This window comes from Phycicoccus flavus (genome assembly GCF_004025965.2).
GTDB lineage: Bacteria > Actinomycetota > Actinomycetes > Actinomycetales > Dermatophilaceae > Phycicoccus > Phycicoccus flavus.
The window spans coordinates 22,878-36,795 of the sequence record NZ_SAYU02000041.1 but is presented as its reverse complement, the minus strand read 5'-3'; the positions used below and the strand labels follow the sequence as shown (position 1 = coordinate 36,795).

At 74.4% G+C, this 13,918-nt stretch carries 11 protein-coding genes; 7 read left to right on the top strand and 4 right to left on the bottom strand.

What is annotated here, in order from left to right; translation table 11 throughout:
* The 6 genes from infB to EPD83_RS12800 form a co-directional block, all read left to right on the top strand.
* Nucleotides 1–2,426: translation initiation factor IF-2 (gene infB / locus EPD83_RS12825; RefSeq protein ID WP_165566671.1), on the top strand; the 2,426-nt coding region annotated here is incomplete at its 5' end.
* A gap of 421 nt (nucleotides 2,427–2,847) precedes the next feature.
* On the top strand, nucleotides 2,848–3,297 hold the full coding sequence (gene rbfA, locus EPD83_RS12820) for a 30S ribosome-binding factor RbfA (RefSeq protein WP_128366289.1): 450 nt from the start codon (nucleotides 2,848–2,850) through the stop codon (nucleotides 3,295–3,297).
* Nucleotides 3,281–4,234, top strand: a complete 954-nt coding sequence (gene truB / locus EPD83_RS12815; RefSeq protein WP_128366290.1) for a tRNA pseudouridine(55) synthase TruB — start codon at nucleotides 3,281–3,283, stop codon at nucleotides 4,232–4,234. Before rbfA ends, truB begins: the two co-directional genes overlap by 17 nt.
* Before the next feature lie 10 nt (nucleotides 4,235–4,244).
* Entirely contained in the window at nucleotides 4,245–5,207 is a 963-nt protein-coding gene (locus EPD83_RS12810) for a bifunctional riboflavin kinase/FAD synthetase (RefSeq protein WP_128366291.1), read from the top strand.
* Between the two features lie 7 nt (nucleotides 5,208–5,214).
* On the top strand, nucleotides 5,215–6,378 hold the full coding sequence (locus EPD83_RS12805; RefSeq protein ID WP_235950573.1) for an FtsW/RodA/SpoVE family cell cycle protein: 1,164 nt from the start codon (nucleotides 5,215–5,217) through the stop codon (nucleotides 6,376–6,378).
* 76 nt (nucleotides 6,379–6,454) lie between these two features.
* Nucleotides 6,455–8,323, top strand: coding sequence for an AMP-dependent synthetase/ligase (locus EPD83_RS12800; RefSeq protein ID WP_128366293.1), 1,869 nt, complete (start codon nucleotides 6,455–6,457; stop codon nucleotides 8,321–8,323).
* Between the two features lie 33 nt (nucleotides 8,324–8,356).
* On the opposite strand, the gene EPD83_RS12795 is transcribed toward EPD83_RS12800, so the two are convergent.
* The 4 genes from EPD83_RS12795 to EPD83_RS12780 are packed head-to-tail and all read right to left on the bottom strand — an operon-like array spanning nucleotide 8,357 to nucleotide 11,819.
* On the bottom strand, nucleotides 8,357–9,220 hold the full coding sequence (locus EPD83_RS12795) for a hypothetical protein (RefSeq protein ID WP_128366294.1): 864 nt from the start codon (nucleotides 9,218–9,220) through the stop codon (nucleotides 8,357–8,359).
* Nucleotides 9,217–9,792, bottom strand: a complete 576-nt coding sequence (locus EPD83_RS12790; protein ID WP_128366295.1) for an RNA polymerase sigma factor — start codon at nucleotides 9,790–9,792, stop codon at nucleotides 9,217–9,219. The genes EPD83_RS12795 and EPD83_RS12790 overlap by 4 nt, the downstream gene beginning before the upstream one ends.
* A gap of 57 nt (nucleotides 9,793–9,849) precedes the next feature.
* Nucleotides 9,850–10,446: a protein-L-isoaspartate O-methyltransferase family protein gene (locus tag EPD83_RS12785; protein ID WP_205859522.1), complete on the bottom strand. Its 597-nt coding sequence runs from the start codon at nucleotides 10,444–10,446 to the stop codon at nucleotides 9,850–9,852.
* Nucleotides 10,443–11,819 carry a dihydrolipoyl dehydrogenase family protein gene (locus EPD83_RS12780; protein ID WP_165566670.1) on the bottom strand — a complete coding sequence of 459 codons (1,377 nt, stop codon included), beginning with the start codon at nucleotides 11,817–11,819 and terminating at the stop codon, nucleotides 10,443–10,445. Before EPD83_RS12780 ends, EPD83_RS12785 begins: the two co-directional genes overlap by 4 nt.
* A 128-nt stretch (nucleotides 11,820–11,947) precedes the next feature.
* Between EPD83_RS12780 and EPD83_RS12775 the strand changes: the two genes are divergently transcribed.
* Nucleotides 11,948–13,915, top strand: coding sequence for a TIGR03960 family B12-binding radical SAM protein (locus tag EPD83_RS12775; protein WP_128367502.1), 1,968 nt, complete (start codon nucleotides 11,948–11,950; stop codon nucleotides 13,913–13,915).
* Nucleotides 13,916–13,918: the final 3 nt, after the last annotated feature.

Here is a 13,918-nt window from a genome sequence, read left to right as displayed (position 1 = left end):
CGGCGGCCCCGGCGCCGCAGGCCCCCACCCCGGCCGCACCGGCCCCGGCGGCTCCGCAGCCGGCCGCGCCGCAGCAGCCGGCGGCCCGCGAGGGCGGCGGCAAGCCGGGTGGTCCCCGTCCGGGTCCGCGCACCCCGCGTCCGGGCAACAACCCGTACTCGACGAACCAGGGCATGGGCCGCTCCCGCGAGTCCGCCCCGCGTCCGGGCAACAACCCGTTCGCGCAGAGCCAGGGCATGCCGCGTCCGCAGAGCCGTCCGGGGCCGCGCCCCGGCGGGTCCACTGGTCCGTCCGGACCCGGCGGGCCCCGTCCCGGCGGGCCGCGTCCGAGCCCCGGCATGATGCCCGACCGCAGCGCGGTCGGTCGCCCCGGCGACCGCCCGGCCCGCGGCGGTGGCCGTGGTGGCCCCGGCGGCGGTCCCGGCCGCGGTGGTCCCGGCGGTGGCGGCGGCTTCGCCGGTCGTCCCGGCGGTCGCGGTGGCCGCGGCAACACCCAGGGCGCGTTCGGTCGCGGAGGCGGCCGGCCGCAGCGTGGGCGGAAGTCCAAGCGCGCCAAGCGCCAGGAGTTCGAGCAGATGCAGGCGCCGTCGATCGGTGGCGTCACCGTCCCCCGCGGCGACGGCTCCACCGTCGTGCGGGTCCGGCAGGGCGCGACCCTGTCCGACTTCGCGGACAAGATCAACGCCAACCCGGCGGCCCTGGTCACGGTGCTGTTCCACCTCGGTGAGATGGCCACGGCGACCCAGAGCCTCGACGAGGACACCTTCCAGGTGCTCGGTCAGGAGCTCGGCTACGACATCCGGATGGTCTCCCCGGAGGAGGAGGAGCGCGAGCTCTACGACTCCTTCGACATCGACCTGGAGTTCGGGGTCGAGTCCGAGGACGACGACGACCTCGCGGCCCGTCCGCCGGTCGTCACCGTCGTCGGTCACGTCGACCACGGAAAGACCCGGCTGCTCGACGCCATCCGCAACGAGGACGTCGCGGGCGGCGAGACCGGTGGCATCACCCAGCACATCGGCGCCTACCAGGTCCACCGCGAGCACGACGGCACCGAGCGGGCCATCACCTTCATCGACACCCCGGGTCACGAGGCCTTCACGGCCATGCGTGCCCGTGGTGCCAAGGTCACCGACATCGCGATCCTCGTGGTGGCGGCCGACGACGGCGTGATGCCGCAGACCATCGAGGCGCTCAACCACATGCAGGCGGCGGACGTCCCGATCGTCGTCGCGGTCAACAAGATCGACGTCGAGGGTGCGAACCCGCAGAAGATCCGCCAGCAGCTCACCGAGTACAACCTCGTCGCCGAGGAGTACGGCGGCGAGACGATGTTCGTCGACGTCTCCGCCAAGCAGGGACAGAACATCGACTCGCTGCTCGACGCGGTGCTGCTGACCGCCGACGCCGCGCTCGACCTGCGGGCCAACCCCGACCGGGACGCCCGTGGTGTCGCGATCGAGGCGAACCTCGACAAGGGCCGCGGCGCCACGGCGACCGTGCTCATCCAGTCGGGCACGCTGCGGGTCGGTGACGCCATCGTCACCGGCGCCTCCTACGGTCGCGTCCGGGCCATGCTCGACGAGCACGGCCAGAACGTCGAGGAGGCCGAGCCGTCGCGTCCGGTCCAGGTGCTCGGGCTCTCGTCCGTGCCGCGGGCCGGCGACACCTTCGTCGTCGCCCCCGACGACCGCACCGCGCGGCAGATCGCCGAGAAGCGGGAGGCCGCGGACCGGCAGGCGGCGCTGGCGAAGGCCCGCAAGCGGATCTCGCTCGAGGACCTCAACGAGGCCCTCGCCCAGGGCAAGGTCGACACCCTCAACCTCATCCTCAAGGGTGACGTGTCGGGTTCGGTCGAGGCCCTGGAGGACGCGCTGCTCCAGATCGACGTCGGCGACGAGGTCGACCTGCGGATCATCGACCGCGGCGTCGGCGCCATCACGCTGAACAACATCAACCTCGCGATGGCCTCCGACGCGGTCATCCTCGGCTTCAACGTGCGGGCCGAGGGCCAGAACGCCGACGTCGCCGACCGCGAGGGCGTGGAGATCCGGTACTACTCGGTCATCTACCAGGCGATCGAGGAGATCGAGCAGGCGCTCAAGGGCATGCTCAAGCCGGAGTTCGAGGAGGTCGAGCTCGGGTCCGCCGAGATCCGCGAGATCTTCCGGTCCTCCAAGTTCGGCAACATCGCCGGGTCGATCGTCCGCAGCGGCGAGATCCGGCGCGGCACCCGGGCGCGCATCACGCGCAACGGGGTCGTCGTCGCCGAGAACATCGAGGTGGCCGGTCTGCGCCGGTTCAAGGACGACGTCGTCGAGGTCCGCGAGGGCTTCGAGTGCGGCATCAACCTCGGGTCGTTCAACGACCTGCAGCTCGAGGACCTCATCACCACCTACGAGATGCGGGAGAAGCCCCGCGCGTGAGCGCAGCGAGGGCGTGGGGCGCCGACCGCATCTCGTCCCCCGAGATGCGGCGGGTCCCACGCTCAGCGTGGGCGAAGCCCCGCGCGTGAGCGGAGCGAGGGCGTGGGGCGCCGACCGCATCTCGTCCCCCGAGATGCGGCGGGTCCCACGCTCTCTGCGTGGGCGAAGCCCCGCGCGTGAGCGCAGCGAGGGCGTGGGGCGCCGACCGCATCTCGTCCCCCGAGATGCGGCGGGTCCCACGCTCTGCGTGGGCGAAGCCCCGCGCGTGAGCGCAGCGAGGTCGAAGCCGGGCGCCTGAGCCCCGGGCGAGACCCACGACCCACGCCGCGTACCCCCACGGGGGGTGCGCGGCGTGAGTCGTCCCCCGCTGCGCGACTAGGGTGGATGCCGCCCATCCGCCCACCGAGCAGAGGAGGACGCCGTGGCCGACGAAGCCCGCGCCCGCAAGGTCGCCGACCGGATCAAGACGGTGACCGCCGAGAACCTCGACGCGATCGTCAAGGACCCCGACCTCGGGTTCGTCACCGTCACCGACGTCCGCGTCACCGGCGACCTCCAGCACGCCTCGCTCTTCTACACCGTCTTCGGCGACGAGGAGCAGCGCGCGACCACCGCCCGCCTCCTGGAGGCCAGCAAGGGACGGCTGCGCTCCTTCGTGGGCAAGCAGCTGGGCATCCGGCTGACCCCCACCCTGGAGTGGGTGGCCGACGCCGTCCCGGAGAACGCCGCGCACCTCGAGGACCTGCTCAAGGAGGCCCGCGAGCGCGACGCCGAGGTGGCGCGCACGTCCGTCGGGGCCGCGTACGCGGGCGAGTCCGACCCGTACCGCAAGGAGCGCGAGCCCGAGGACCCGGGTGCCGACGCGGTCTGACCGCGCCCCCGGGCCTCGCCCGGCCCCGTCCCCGGACGGCGTCCTCGTCGTCGACAAGCCCGCGGGCTGGACGAGCCACGACGTCGTCGCCCGCTCCCGCCGGCTGTGCGGCACCCGCAAGGTCGGGCACGCCGGCACCCTGGACCCGATGGCGACGGGCGTCCTCGTCCTCGGCGTCGGCCGGGCGACCCGTCTGCTGACCTTCCTCGTCGGGAGCGACAAGGACTACACCGCCACCGTCCGGCTCGGGCAGGGCACGCTCACCGACGACGCCGAGGGCGAGGTGACGGGGGCCCCCGGCGCCGCGTCCGTCGACGACGGGGCCCTGGCCGACGCGCTCACCGCCCTCACCGGAGACATCGAGCAGGTCCCGAGCGCCGTCAGCGCCGTCAAGGTGGACGGCGAGCGGGCCTACCACCGGGTGCGTTCCGGCGCGCAGGTCGAGCTGGCCGCCCGCCCGGTCACCGTCTCCCGGCTGGAGGTCCTGGCCACCCGGTCCGCCGTCGCCGACGACGGGACGCCGGTGCTGGACGTCGACGTCGAGGCCACCGTGTCGTCGGGCACCTACGTGCGCGCCCTGGCCCGCGACCTCGGCGCCGCCCTCGGGACCGCCGGGCACCTCACCGCCCTGCGGCGCACCCGGGTCGGCGGGTTCACCCTGGCGCACGCCCACCCGCTCGCCGAGCTCGAGGCCCGGCAGGGCGAGCCGATGCCCGTGCTCCCGTCGGCCGACGCCGCCCGCGCCGCCTTCCCCCTGCGCGCGCTGAGCGCGGACGAGGCCCGCGCCGTCGGCCACGGGCAGCGGGTCCCCTCGGCCCGCCCGGGGCACCCCGGCCCGGTCGCCGCACTCGGTCCCGACGGCACCCTCGTCGCGATGCTCGACGAGAGCGGCGCCACCGCGCGGTCCCTCGTCGTGTTCGCCCCCGCGAGTTCGTAGAGTGGGCTCCGTGCACCGATGGTCCGACCCCGCCCGTACGCCCGAGGCCCTGCGCCCGTGCGTGCTCACGCTCGGCAACTTCGACGGGGTCCACCGCGGCCACAAGGCGGTGCTCACCGCGCTCGTCGAGGCGGGGCAGCGGCTGGGCCTGCCCACGGTCGCCATCACCTTCGACCCGCACCCGATCGCCGTCCTGCACCCCGAGCGGGCGCCGGAGATCATCGCGCCGTCCCGGATCCGGGACGAGCTCATCGCCGACACCGGTGTCGACGGCCTCCTGGACCTGGACTTCACGACCGAGTTCGCCCAGCAGACCCCGGGTGACTTCGTCCGGTCGGTCTTCGTGCGCGGCCTGGACGCCCGGTGCGTCGTCGTCGGCGTCGACACCCGCTTCGGCTACCGCAACTCCGGGGACATCGGGACGCTCGTCGACCTCGGCGAGCAGTTCGGCTTCGAGGTCATCGCGCTCGACGACGTCGGCGACGGCGAGCGCTTCTCGTCCACCGTGATCCGCCGGCGTCTGGCCTCCGGCGACGTCGCCGACGCGGCCCGGATCCTCGGCCGTCCCCACCGCGTCGTCGGTACCGTCGTGCACGGCAACCACCGCGGCCGGGGGCTCGGCTACCCGACGGCGAACCTCGGCCCGGACTCCCTCGGCCTCGTGCCGGAGGAGGGCGTCTACGCCGGCTGGCTGACCCGCCTCGACCTGCCCGAGGGCGAGCCCGACCGGACGATGCCGGCCGCGGTGAGCATCGGGACCAACCCGACCTTCGAGACCAGTGACCCGCGCACCGTCGAGGCCTACGTCCTGGACCGCGACGACCTCGACCTCTACGACGAGACGGTCATGGTCGAGTTCGTCGACCACATCCGGCCCACGCTGCGCTTCGAGAGCGTCGACGAGCTGACCGAGGCCATGTCCCGCGACGTCGCGCACTGCCGCGAGCGGCTCGCGAAGATCGTCCCCGCCTGAGCCCGGTGTGGCCGCCCGCCTGATCCGGTCGGCGCCGGCGGTGCCCGGGTCGTCGGGCGCCCGTGTCGGCGGGGTCTGGGCCCGGCACGACATCGGGCTGTTCGTCGCCGCCGGTGGCGCCTCGGTCATCGGGGCACTGCTCGTCTGGTCCGCGACGGAGCGGACCGCGGGCTCGGCCTACCTCGTGCGGCACCTCGTCACGGCGGCCGTGGGGCTGGCCGTCGCCGTGCTCGTCAGCCGGGCCGGCCGCGGCCGCCTCCGCTCGGCCGCCCCCTGGGCCTGGGCCGCGGCCGTCGTCCTCCTGCTCCTCGTGCGCACCCCGGTCGGCGCGACGATCAACGGGTCCCGGTCCTGGATCCCGCTGGCCGCCGGCTTCACCCTGCAGCCCGCCGAGCTCGTCAAGCCCGCCCTCACCCTGGCCCTCGCGGCCCTGCTCGCCGGGGCGCTGGACCGCGGCAGCGACCCCGGGCTGCGCCGGCTGGTCTCCGCCACCGCCCTCGTCGGGGTGCCCACGGCGCTCGTGGTCGTCCAGCCCGACCTCGGCACCGCCCTGGTCCTGCTGGCGCTGGGCTTCGCCGTCGTGCTCGTCGGCGGGGCGCCGCGCCGGTGGGTCGCCCTGGCCCTCGGTCTCGCGGTGGCGGCCGCCGTCGCGGCGTGGACGACCCCGCTGCTCAGCGACTACCAGCGGGCCCGGCTCACCGCTTTCGCCGACCCCACCGCCGACCCGCTCGGCGCCGGGTACCAGACCGCGCAGGTACGGCGCGCGGTCGGCGGGGGCGGGCTGTGGGGGCAGGGCTTCATGTCCGGGCCGCGCACCCAGGGCGGCTTCGTCCCGTTCCAGCTCAACGACTTCGTCTTCTCGGTGGCCGCCGAGGAGCTCGGCTTCGTCGGGGCGGCGGGGCTCGTCGTCCTCCTCGGGGTCCTCGTGGTGCGCGTCCTCGTCGTCGCCGCCCGCGCCGAGGACCCCTTCGGCCGGCTCGTCGGCGTGGGGGTTGCGACCTGGCTCGCCGTGCAGGTCGTCGAGAACGTCGGGATGAACCTCGCGCTGCTCCCGGTCACCGGCCTGCCGCTGCCGTTCGTGTCCTACGGCGGCACCTCGATGCTCGTCTCCTGGCTCGCCGTGGGGCTCGTCGACGCCGCCGCCGGGGACCCGGAGGTGACTCGCCGGTAGCGGCGGCGTTCCTCCTGAGGGAACGCTGTGACAAGATGCGTCGGACCACGCCACCGACGTCGAGGACGGTCCACTGATGCGCGCGACGCCGCAGATCCACACCCCCCAGGACGAGCCGGTCGACCACGGCATCCTCGAGCGACGCGCCCAGAGCGTCGGACACCTGTTCCGGGACCGGGTCGCCGCCTCCGCGGACCGGCCCGCCTTCCTCCACGCCGTGCCCTCGGGCGACGGCGAGGACTGGGTGACGGTGACCTGGCGCGAGGCCGACGAGGTCGTCCGCGAGCTCGGGGCGGGGATCATCGCCCTCGGGGTCGAGCCCGAGGACCGCGTGGCCATCGCCTCGGGCACGCGCTACGAGTGGGCGCTGGCCGACCTCGCGATCATGGTCGCCGGCGCGGCCACGACGACGATCTACCCGACGACCATCGCCGACGACGTCGCCTTCATCCTCAGCGACTCCGGCACCAAGGTCGTCTTCGCCGAGAACGCCGAGCAGCTGGAGAAGCTGCGCTCCATCCGCGACCGGGCGCCGGGCGTCGGCAAGGTCGTGCTCATGGAGGGCGCCCCGGACGGGGACGACTGGACGCTGACCCTCGACGAGCTGCGCCGGCTCGGGCGCGAGTACCTCGACGGCGACCCCGGGGCCGTCGACGCCCGGATCGACGCGACCCGCGCCGACCAGCTGGCGACGATCATCTACACCTCGGGCACCACCGGCCGGCCGAAGGGCGTGCGCCTGCCGCACAGCTGCTGGACCTACGAGGGCGCCGCGGTCGAGGCCATCGACATCATCCGCGAGGACGACCTCCAGTACCTCTGGCTGCCGCTGGCGCACGTCTTCGGCAAGAACCTGCTGACCCTGCCGCTGCAGATCGGGTTCGCGACCGCCATCGACGGGCGCATCGACAAGATCGTCGACAACCTCGCGGTCGTGAAGCCGACCTTCATGGGCGCCGCCCCGCGCATCTTCGAGAAGGCCTACGCCCGCGTCCAGATGATGATGGAGGAGGAGGGCGGCCTCAAGCTCAAGCTCTTCCGGGCCGCCAGCGACACCGGCCGGCAGGTCAGCGAGCTGCGCGAGCGCGGCGAGGCTCCCTCCGGACTGCTGGCCCGCAAGCACGCCGTCCTCGACAAGCTCGTCGGGTCCAAGATCCGGGACCGCTTCGGCGGCAACGTGCGCTTCTTCATCTCCGGGTCCGCCGCGCTGAACCAGGACGTCGCCCGCTGGTTCGACGGCATGGGCATGCTCGTCGCCGAGGGCTACGGGCTCACCGAGACCAGCGCTGCCTCCTTCGTCAACCGGATCCGGGCCTACCGGTACGGCACGGTGGGCTGGCAGCTGCCCGGCATCGACGTGCGGATCGCCGAGGACGGCGAGGTCCTGCTCCGGGGCCCGGGCAACATGGAGGGCTACCACAACAACCCCGAGGCGACGGCCGAGACCATCGACGCCGACGGGTGGCTGCACACCGGCGACATCGGCGAGCTCGACGAGCGCGGCTTCCTGCGGATCACCGACCGCAAGAAGGACCTGTTCAAGACCAGCGGCGGCAAGTACGTGGCCCCGGCGGTCATCGAGTCGACCTTCAAGGGCCTGTGCCCCTACGCCAGCCAGCTCATCGTCCACGGCGCCGACCGCAACTTCGTCTCCGCCCTCGTCACCCTCGACCCCGACGCGATGGAGGGCTGGGCCGCGCAGCACGGGATGGCCGGCCGGCCCTACGCCGAGGTCGTCTCGTCCGACGCCTGCCGCGAGATGGTGCAGGGGTACGTCGACGAGCTCAACGCCGGGCTCAACCGCTGGGAGACGATCAAGAAGTTCACGATCCTCGAGCACGACCTCTCGATCGAGGACGGCGAGCTCACCCCGAGCCTCAAGCTCAAGCGCAAGGTCGTCGCCGAGAAGTACAAGCCCCTGCTCGACGCCCACTACTCCGGCTGACCGGCCGGTCGGTCCGGTCGCCGGGGGGTCCGGTCAGCCGGCGGGTGCGGCCTCCGCGGCGATCTGCTCGAGAGACCGCGCCGGCAGCACCCTGCCGTCGGCCAGGGTCAGGGTGAGCCGGACGTTGGCCATGCCCGTCCGCCGCTGCGGCCACCACGCGGCGAACCGGCCGTCCCCGAGCGAGGCGACGGACTCCCGTCCGTCCGGTGAGGTGACGACCACGCGACGGACGTCGGCGCCCGCCAGCCCACTGACCACGCCCCAGGCGTCGTCGTCGCTACTGCCCGAGCCGGCCGTGTCGACGGCGACCCCGTCCGGGGCCGGGGGGAGGACGCGACCCATGGAGGTGCCGCCGAAGGCGCCGCCGTAGTGCGAGCCGAACAGGCGGAGCAGCAGCGGCGGGTCCTGCAGCAGGCAGTCGCCCGTGAACCCGGCACCGTCGGTGAGGACGACGAACCGCCAGGCCCCGCGGCGGTCGACGGCGACCGCCCGGCTGCGGCGCAGCGCCTCGGCCCAGGGGTCGCCCTCGGCGGTGTCGAAGCCCTTCGGGCCCAGCAGGTCCTTGCAGGCGTCCCGTGCGGCCGCGACCTCGCCGGGCGACACCGAGATCGGACGCGGGGTCCAGGCCGCCGCGGCGGACTGGGTCCGGACGACGCCGGGGACGACGAGCGCGGAGGCGGTGAGCGTCACGACGGCGGCGAGCACGGCGAGGACCCGGAGCCGGCGCCGGCGGGGGAGGGCGGGCAGTGCGCGCACGGGGGTCGAGGGGTCGGAGGCCAGGACGCGGGCGAGGGTGGCGTCGGCGCGAGCCCGGGCCGCGGCGTCGAGGTCGCGCGGGGCGGGGTCGAGGTCGTCGAACGCCGCCCGGGTGACCGGGTCGAGGTCGGTGCGGGTCATGACGGGCTCCCTTCGGTCAGTGGCAGGTGGCCGCCGGTGGCGCGCTCGACGAGGTCGAGGTGGCGGTGCAGGTGGCGGCGGGCGCGGGTGAGGCGCAGCCGGAAGGCGACGGGCGAGATGCCGAGGACGGTCGCCGCCTCGGTGGAGGTGAGCCCGTCCCAGTAGGCGAGGGCCAGGGCCTCCTGGTCGGTCGCGGCGAGGCGCGGCCACGCGGCGGCCAGGTCCAGCCGCCGGGCGAGGACGTCGGGGTCGCCGGTCCCGGGGGGCCCGGCCGCGAGCGCGGGGTCGGCGAGCCGGACCGCCAGGGCGTCCCGTCGCCGGTCACCCCGCTGGGCGCCCATGAGTGTGCGCCGGGCGATGCCGAAGATCCAGGCCCGGGCCTCACCGGGGTCGGCCGGCAGGTCCTCCAGGCGCCGCCACACGACGAGGAAGGTGTCGGCGACGACGTCCTCGGCGTGGCTCGGGTGCACGCGCCGCGCGGCGAAGCGCAGGACGTCGTCGTGGGCCGCGGCCCAGACCTCCCGGAACCGGGCCTGCGCCCGGTCCTCCTCGTTCCCCTCCGGATGTCCCATGCCCCTCCATGTCCGGTCCCGCCCGGAGTGTGTCACCCCTCCCGGTCTCGTCGGGGATCAGTCGGTGACGAGGGGGACGAAGCGGTAGGTGCCGTGCTCGGTGACCTGCGCGTCCTCGGGGTCGGCGTCCGGCGCGGCGGGGCGCACCACCCGCAGCATGCGACCGTCGACGGGGACGACGAGCACGCCGCCCGGCACGAGCTGACGCAGCAGCGGCCGGGGGAGGGTACGCGCCATGGCCGAGACGAGCACGCGGTGGAACGGCGGCTCGCCGGGGAGGCCGAGCACGCCCTCGCGGGCCCGGCGGACCTCGGCCCACGGCACACCGGCCGCGCCGACCGCCGCCGACGCCCAGCGGACCAAGGCCGGCACCCGCTCGACGCCGACGACCACCCCGCCGGACCCGGTGAGCTCGGCGAGCAGCGCGGTGCTCCAGCCGGACCCGGCGCCGACGTCGAGCACCCGCTGTCCCGGCCGCACGTCGAGCAGCTCGAGCATGGCGCGGACGGTCCGCGGTTGGCTGTTGGTCTGCCCGTGGCCGATGTCCAGCGGCCCGTCGCGCCCGGCGTCACCGACGACCGCCCGGGGCAGGAAGCGCTCCCGGGGCTGGGCGTCGAAGGCGACGTCCAGCGCCCCGGCGGGCGTGCGGCTCACGAGCCGAGGTCCGCCAGGGCGTCGGAGACGGCGCGGTGGAACGTCGGGTAGGCGAAGACCTGCTCGCGCAGCACGGCGGTGGGCACCCGGGCGTGGACGGCGGTCGCGAGCATCGAGAGCACCTCCCCGCCCGTCGGGCCGGCGGACGTGGCGCCGACGAGGTGCCCGGCCGCCGCGTCCTCGACGAGCTTGACCATGCCCTTGCCCCCGGGTCCGTGGATCCAGCCCCGGCTGCCGAGCGCGGTCGTGAGGCCCACGCGGACCTCGACGCCGGCGTCGCGCGCCTGCTGCTCGGTGAGGCCGACGGCGCCGACCTCCGGGTCGGTGTACGTGACCCGCGGGACGGCGTGGTAGCTCGCCCAGGGGCCGTCGCTGCCGGTGAGGTCGCGGACGGCGATGCCGGCCTGGTACATCGACATGTGGGTGAAGGCACCCTTGCCGGTGATGTCGCCGATGGCCCAGAGCTTCTCGCCGGCGCGCATCCGCTCGTCCACCTCGACCGAGCGTGCGGCCGGGTCGAGCCCGACGGTGTCGAGGCCGACGTCCGCGAGGTTCGGGCGGCGGCCGGCGGCGACGAGGAGCCGGTCGGCGTCGAGGGTCAGCTCGGTGCCGCCGGCGTCCGTGACGACGACGGCGAAGCGGCCGTCGGCCTCGCGCACCGAGCCGACGGAGGCCCCGGCGAGCACCTGGATGCCGTCCTCCGCGAACGCGCCGGCGACGACCTCCGAGGCCTCGGGCTCCTCCAGCGAGAGGATCCGCGGGGCCGTCTCGACGAGGGAGACCCGGCTGCCGAAGCGGGCGAACGCCTGCGCGAGCTCGGACCCGATGGCTCCGCCGCCCACGACGACGAGCGAGGCGGGCGCCTCGGTGGCCTGCAGCGCCTCGCGGTTGGTCCAGAAGCCCGTGCCGGCCAGGCCGTCGACGGGGGGAGCGGCGGGCGCGGTGCCGGTGTTGAGGACGACCCCGGCCGAGGCGACGAACCGCTGCCCGGCCACCTCGACGACGCCCGGGCCGGCCAGCCGTCCGTGCCCGCGGACGAAGCGCACGCCGGCGTCCTCGAGGCGCTGCACGGCGACGGCGTCGTCCCAGTCGGTCGTCGCCTCCTCGCGGATGCGGCGGGCGACGGGGGTGAAGTCGGGGGTGGCCTCGGCGCTGCCCGCGAGCGTCGCCACGCGGCGGGACTCCTCGAGGCTGTTGGCGGCCCGGATCATCATCTTGCTGGGGATGCACCCGAAGTACGGGCACTCGCCGCCGACGAGGCGCTCGTCGATCCCGACGACCCGCATCCCGGCCTTCGCCGCCTCCGTGGCCACTGACTCGCCGCCGGGCCCGAGGCCGAGGACGACGAGGTCGACGTGCTGATCTTCGCTCATGCCGGTAGCCAAGCACGTCGGCGCAGGTCACGCACCCACCCGGCGCGCTCCGTCATCCCCTCGTGAGGTCCCCTCGCCGCCGGTGAGGCCGGTTTGGGTGCCCGCGGGGCCGCACCTACCCTGGGGGGATGTCCGGAGAGTCCGTCTTCCCCGCCCTCGAGCCGCTGCTCGAGCGCGTGAGCAAGCCGATCCAGTACGTCGGCGGCGAGCTGAACTCCACGGTCAAGCCCTGGGACCTCGCCGGGGACGCCACCGTCCGCTGGTCGCTCATGTACCCCGACGCCTACGAGGTCGGCGTGCCGAACCAGGGCGTCATGATCCTGTACGAGGTGCTCAACGAGCGCGAGGACGCCCTCGCCGAGCGCACCTACGCCGTGTGGCCGGACCTCGAGGCGCTGATGCGCGAGCACGGCGTCCCGCAGTTCACCGTCGACGCCCACCGCGCGGTCGGCGACTTCGACCTGCTCGGCGTGTCCTTCTCCACCGAGCTCGGGTACACCAACCTCCTCACGGCGCTGGACCTCGCGGGCGTGCCGCTGCACGCGGTCGACCGCACCGACGAGCACCCGGTCGTCGTCGCCGGCGGTCACGCCGCCTTCAACCCCGAGCCCGTGTCCGACTTCGTCGACGCCGCCGTCGTCGGCGACGGCGAGGAGGCCGTCCTCGCCATCACCGACATCGTCGGCGAGTGGAAGCGCGCCGGTCGGCCCGGCGGACGCCACGAGCTGCTCCTGCGCCTGGCGCGGACCGGTGGCGTGTACGTCCCGCGGTTCTACGACGTCGACTACCTGCCGGACGGGCGCATTCAGCGGGTGGCGCCGAACACCCCCGGCGTGCCGTGGCGGGTCAGCAAGCACACCGTGATGGACCTCGACGCCTGGCCCTACCCGAAGCAGCCGCTGGTCCCGCTGGCCGAGTCGGTCCACGAGCGGATGTCGGTCGAGATCTTCCGCGGGTGCACCCGCGGCTGCCGCTTCTGCCAGGCCGGGATGATCACCCGCCCGGTGCGCGAGCGCTCGATCACCGGCATCGGCGAGATGGTCGAGCAGGGCCTGGCCGCCACCGGGTTCGAGGAGGTCGGGCTGCTGTCGCTGAGCTCGGCGGACCACTCCGAGATCGCCGACGTCACCAAGGGCCTCGCCGACCGCTACGAGGGGACGAACACCGGGCTGTCGCTGCCCTCGACCCGGGTCGACGCGTTCAACATCGACCTGGCCAACGAGCTGACGCGCAACGGCCGCCGCTCCGGGCTGACGTTCGCGCCCGAGGGCGGGTCGGAGCGGATCCGCAAGGTCATCAACAAGATGGTGAGCGAGGACGACCTCATCCGCACCGTCGCCGCGGCGTACGGCGCCGGGTGGCGGCAGGTCAAGCTCTACTTCATGTGCGGCCTGCCGACCGAGACCGACGAGGACGTCCTCCAGATCGCCGAGCTCGCCAAGCGTGTCATCGAGACCGGCCGCGAGGTCAGCGGCCGCCGCGACATCCGGTGCACGGTGTCCATCGGCGGGTTCGTGCCCAAGCCGCACACGCCGTTCCAGTGGTCCGCCCAGCTCGGCGCGGAGGAGACCGACGCCCGCCTCGCCAAGCTGCGCGAGGCCATCCGCTCCGACAAGCGCTACGGCCGCTCCATCGGCTTCCGCTACCACGACGGCCAGCCCGGGGTCGTCGAAGGGCTGCTCTCGCGCGGCGACCGTCGGGTCGGCCGGGTCATCGAGGAGGTCTGGCGCGACGGCGGCCGCTTCGACGGCTGGTCCGAGCACTTCGACTACGGCCGCTGGATGGCCGCGGCGGAGCGGGCCTTCGCCGGCGGGCCGGTCGACGTCGCGTGGTACACCACCCGCGAGCGCGAGGAGACCGAGGTCCTGCCCTGGGACCACATCGACTCCGGGCTCGACAAGGAGTGGCTCTGGCAGGACTGGCTCGACGCCCTCGACGAGACCGAGGTCGACGACTGCCGCTGGACGCCGTGCTTCGACTGCGGCGTGTGCCCGCAGATGGGCACCGACATCGAGATCGGGCCCACCGGCAAGACCCTCCTCCCCCTCACCGTCCTCGGCTCCGGCCGCGACCGCATGGCCGAGCACGCCCACTGACCC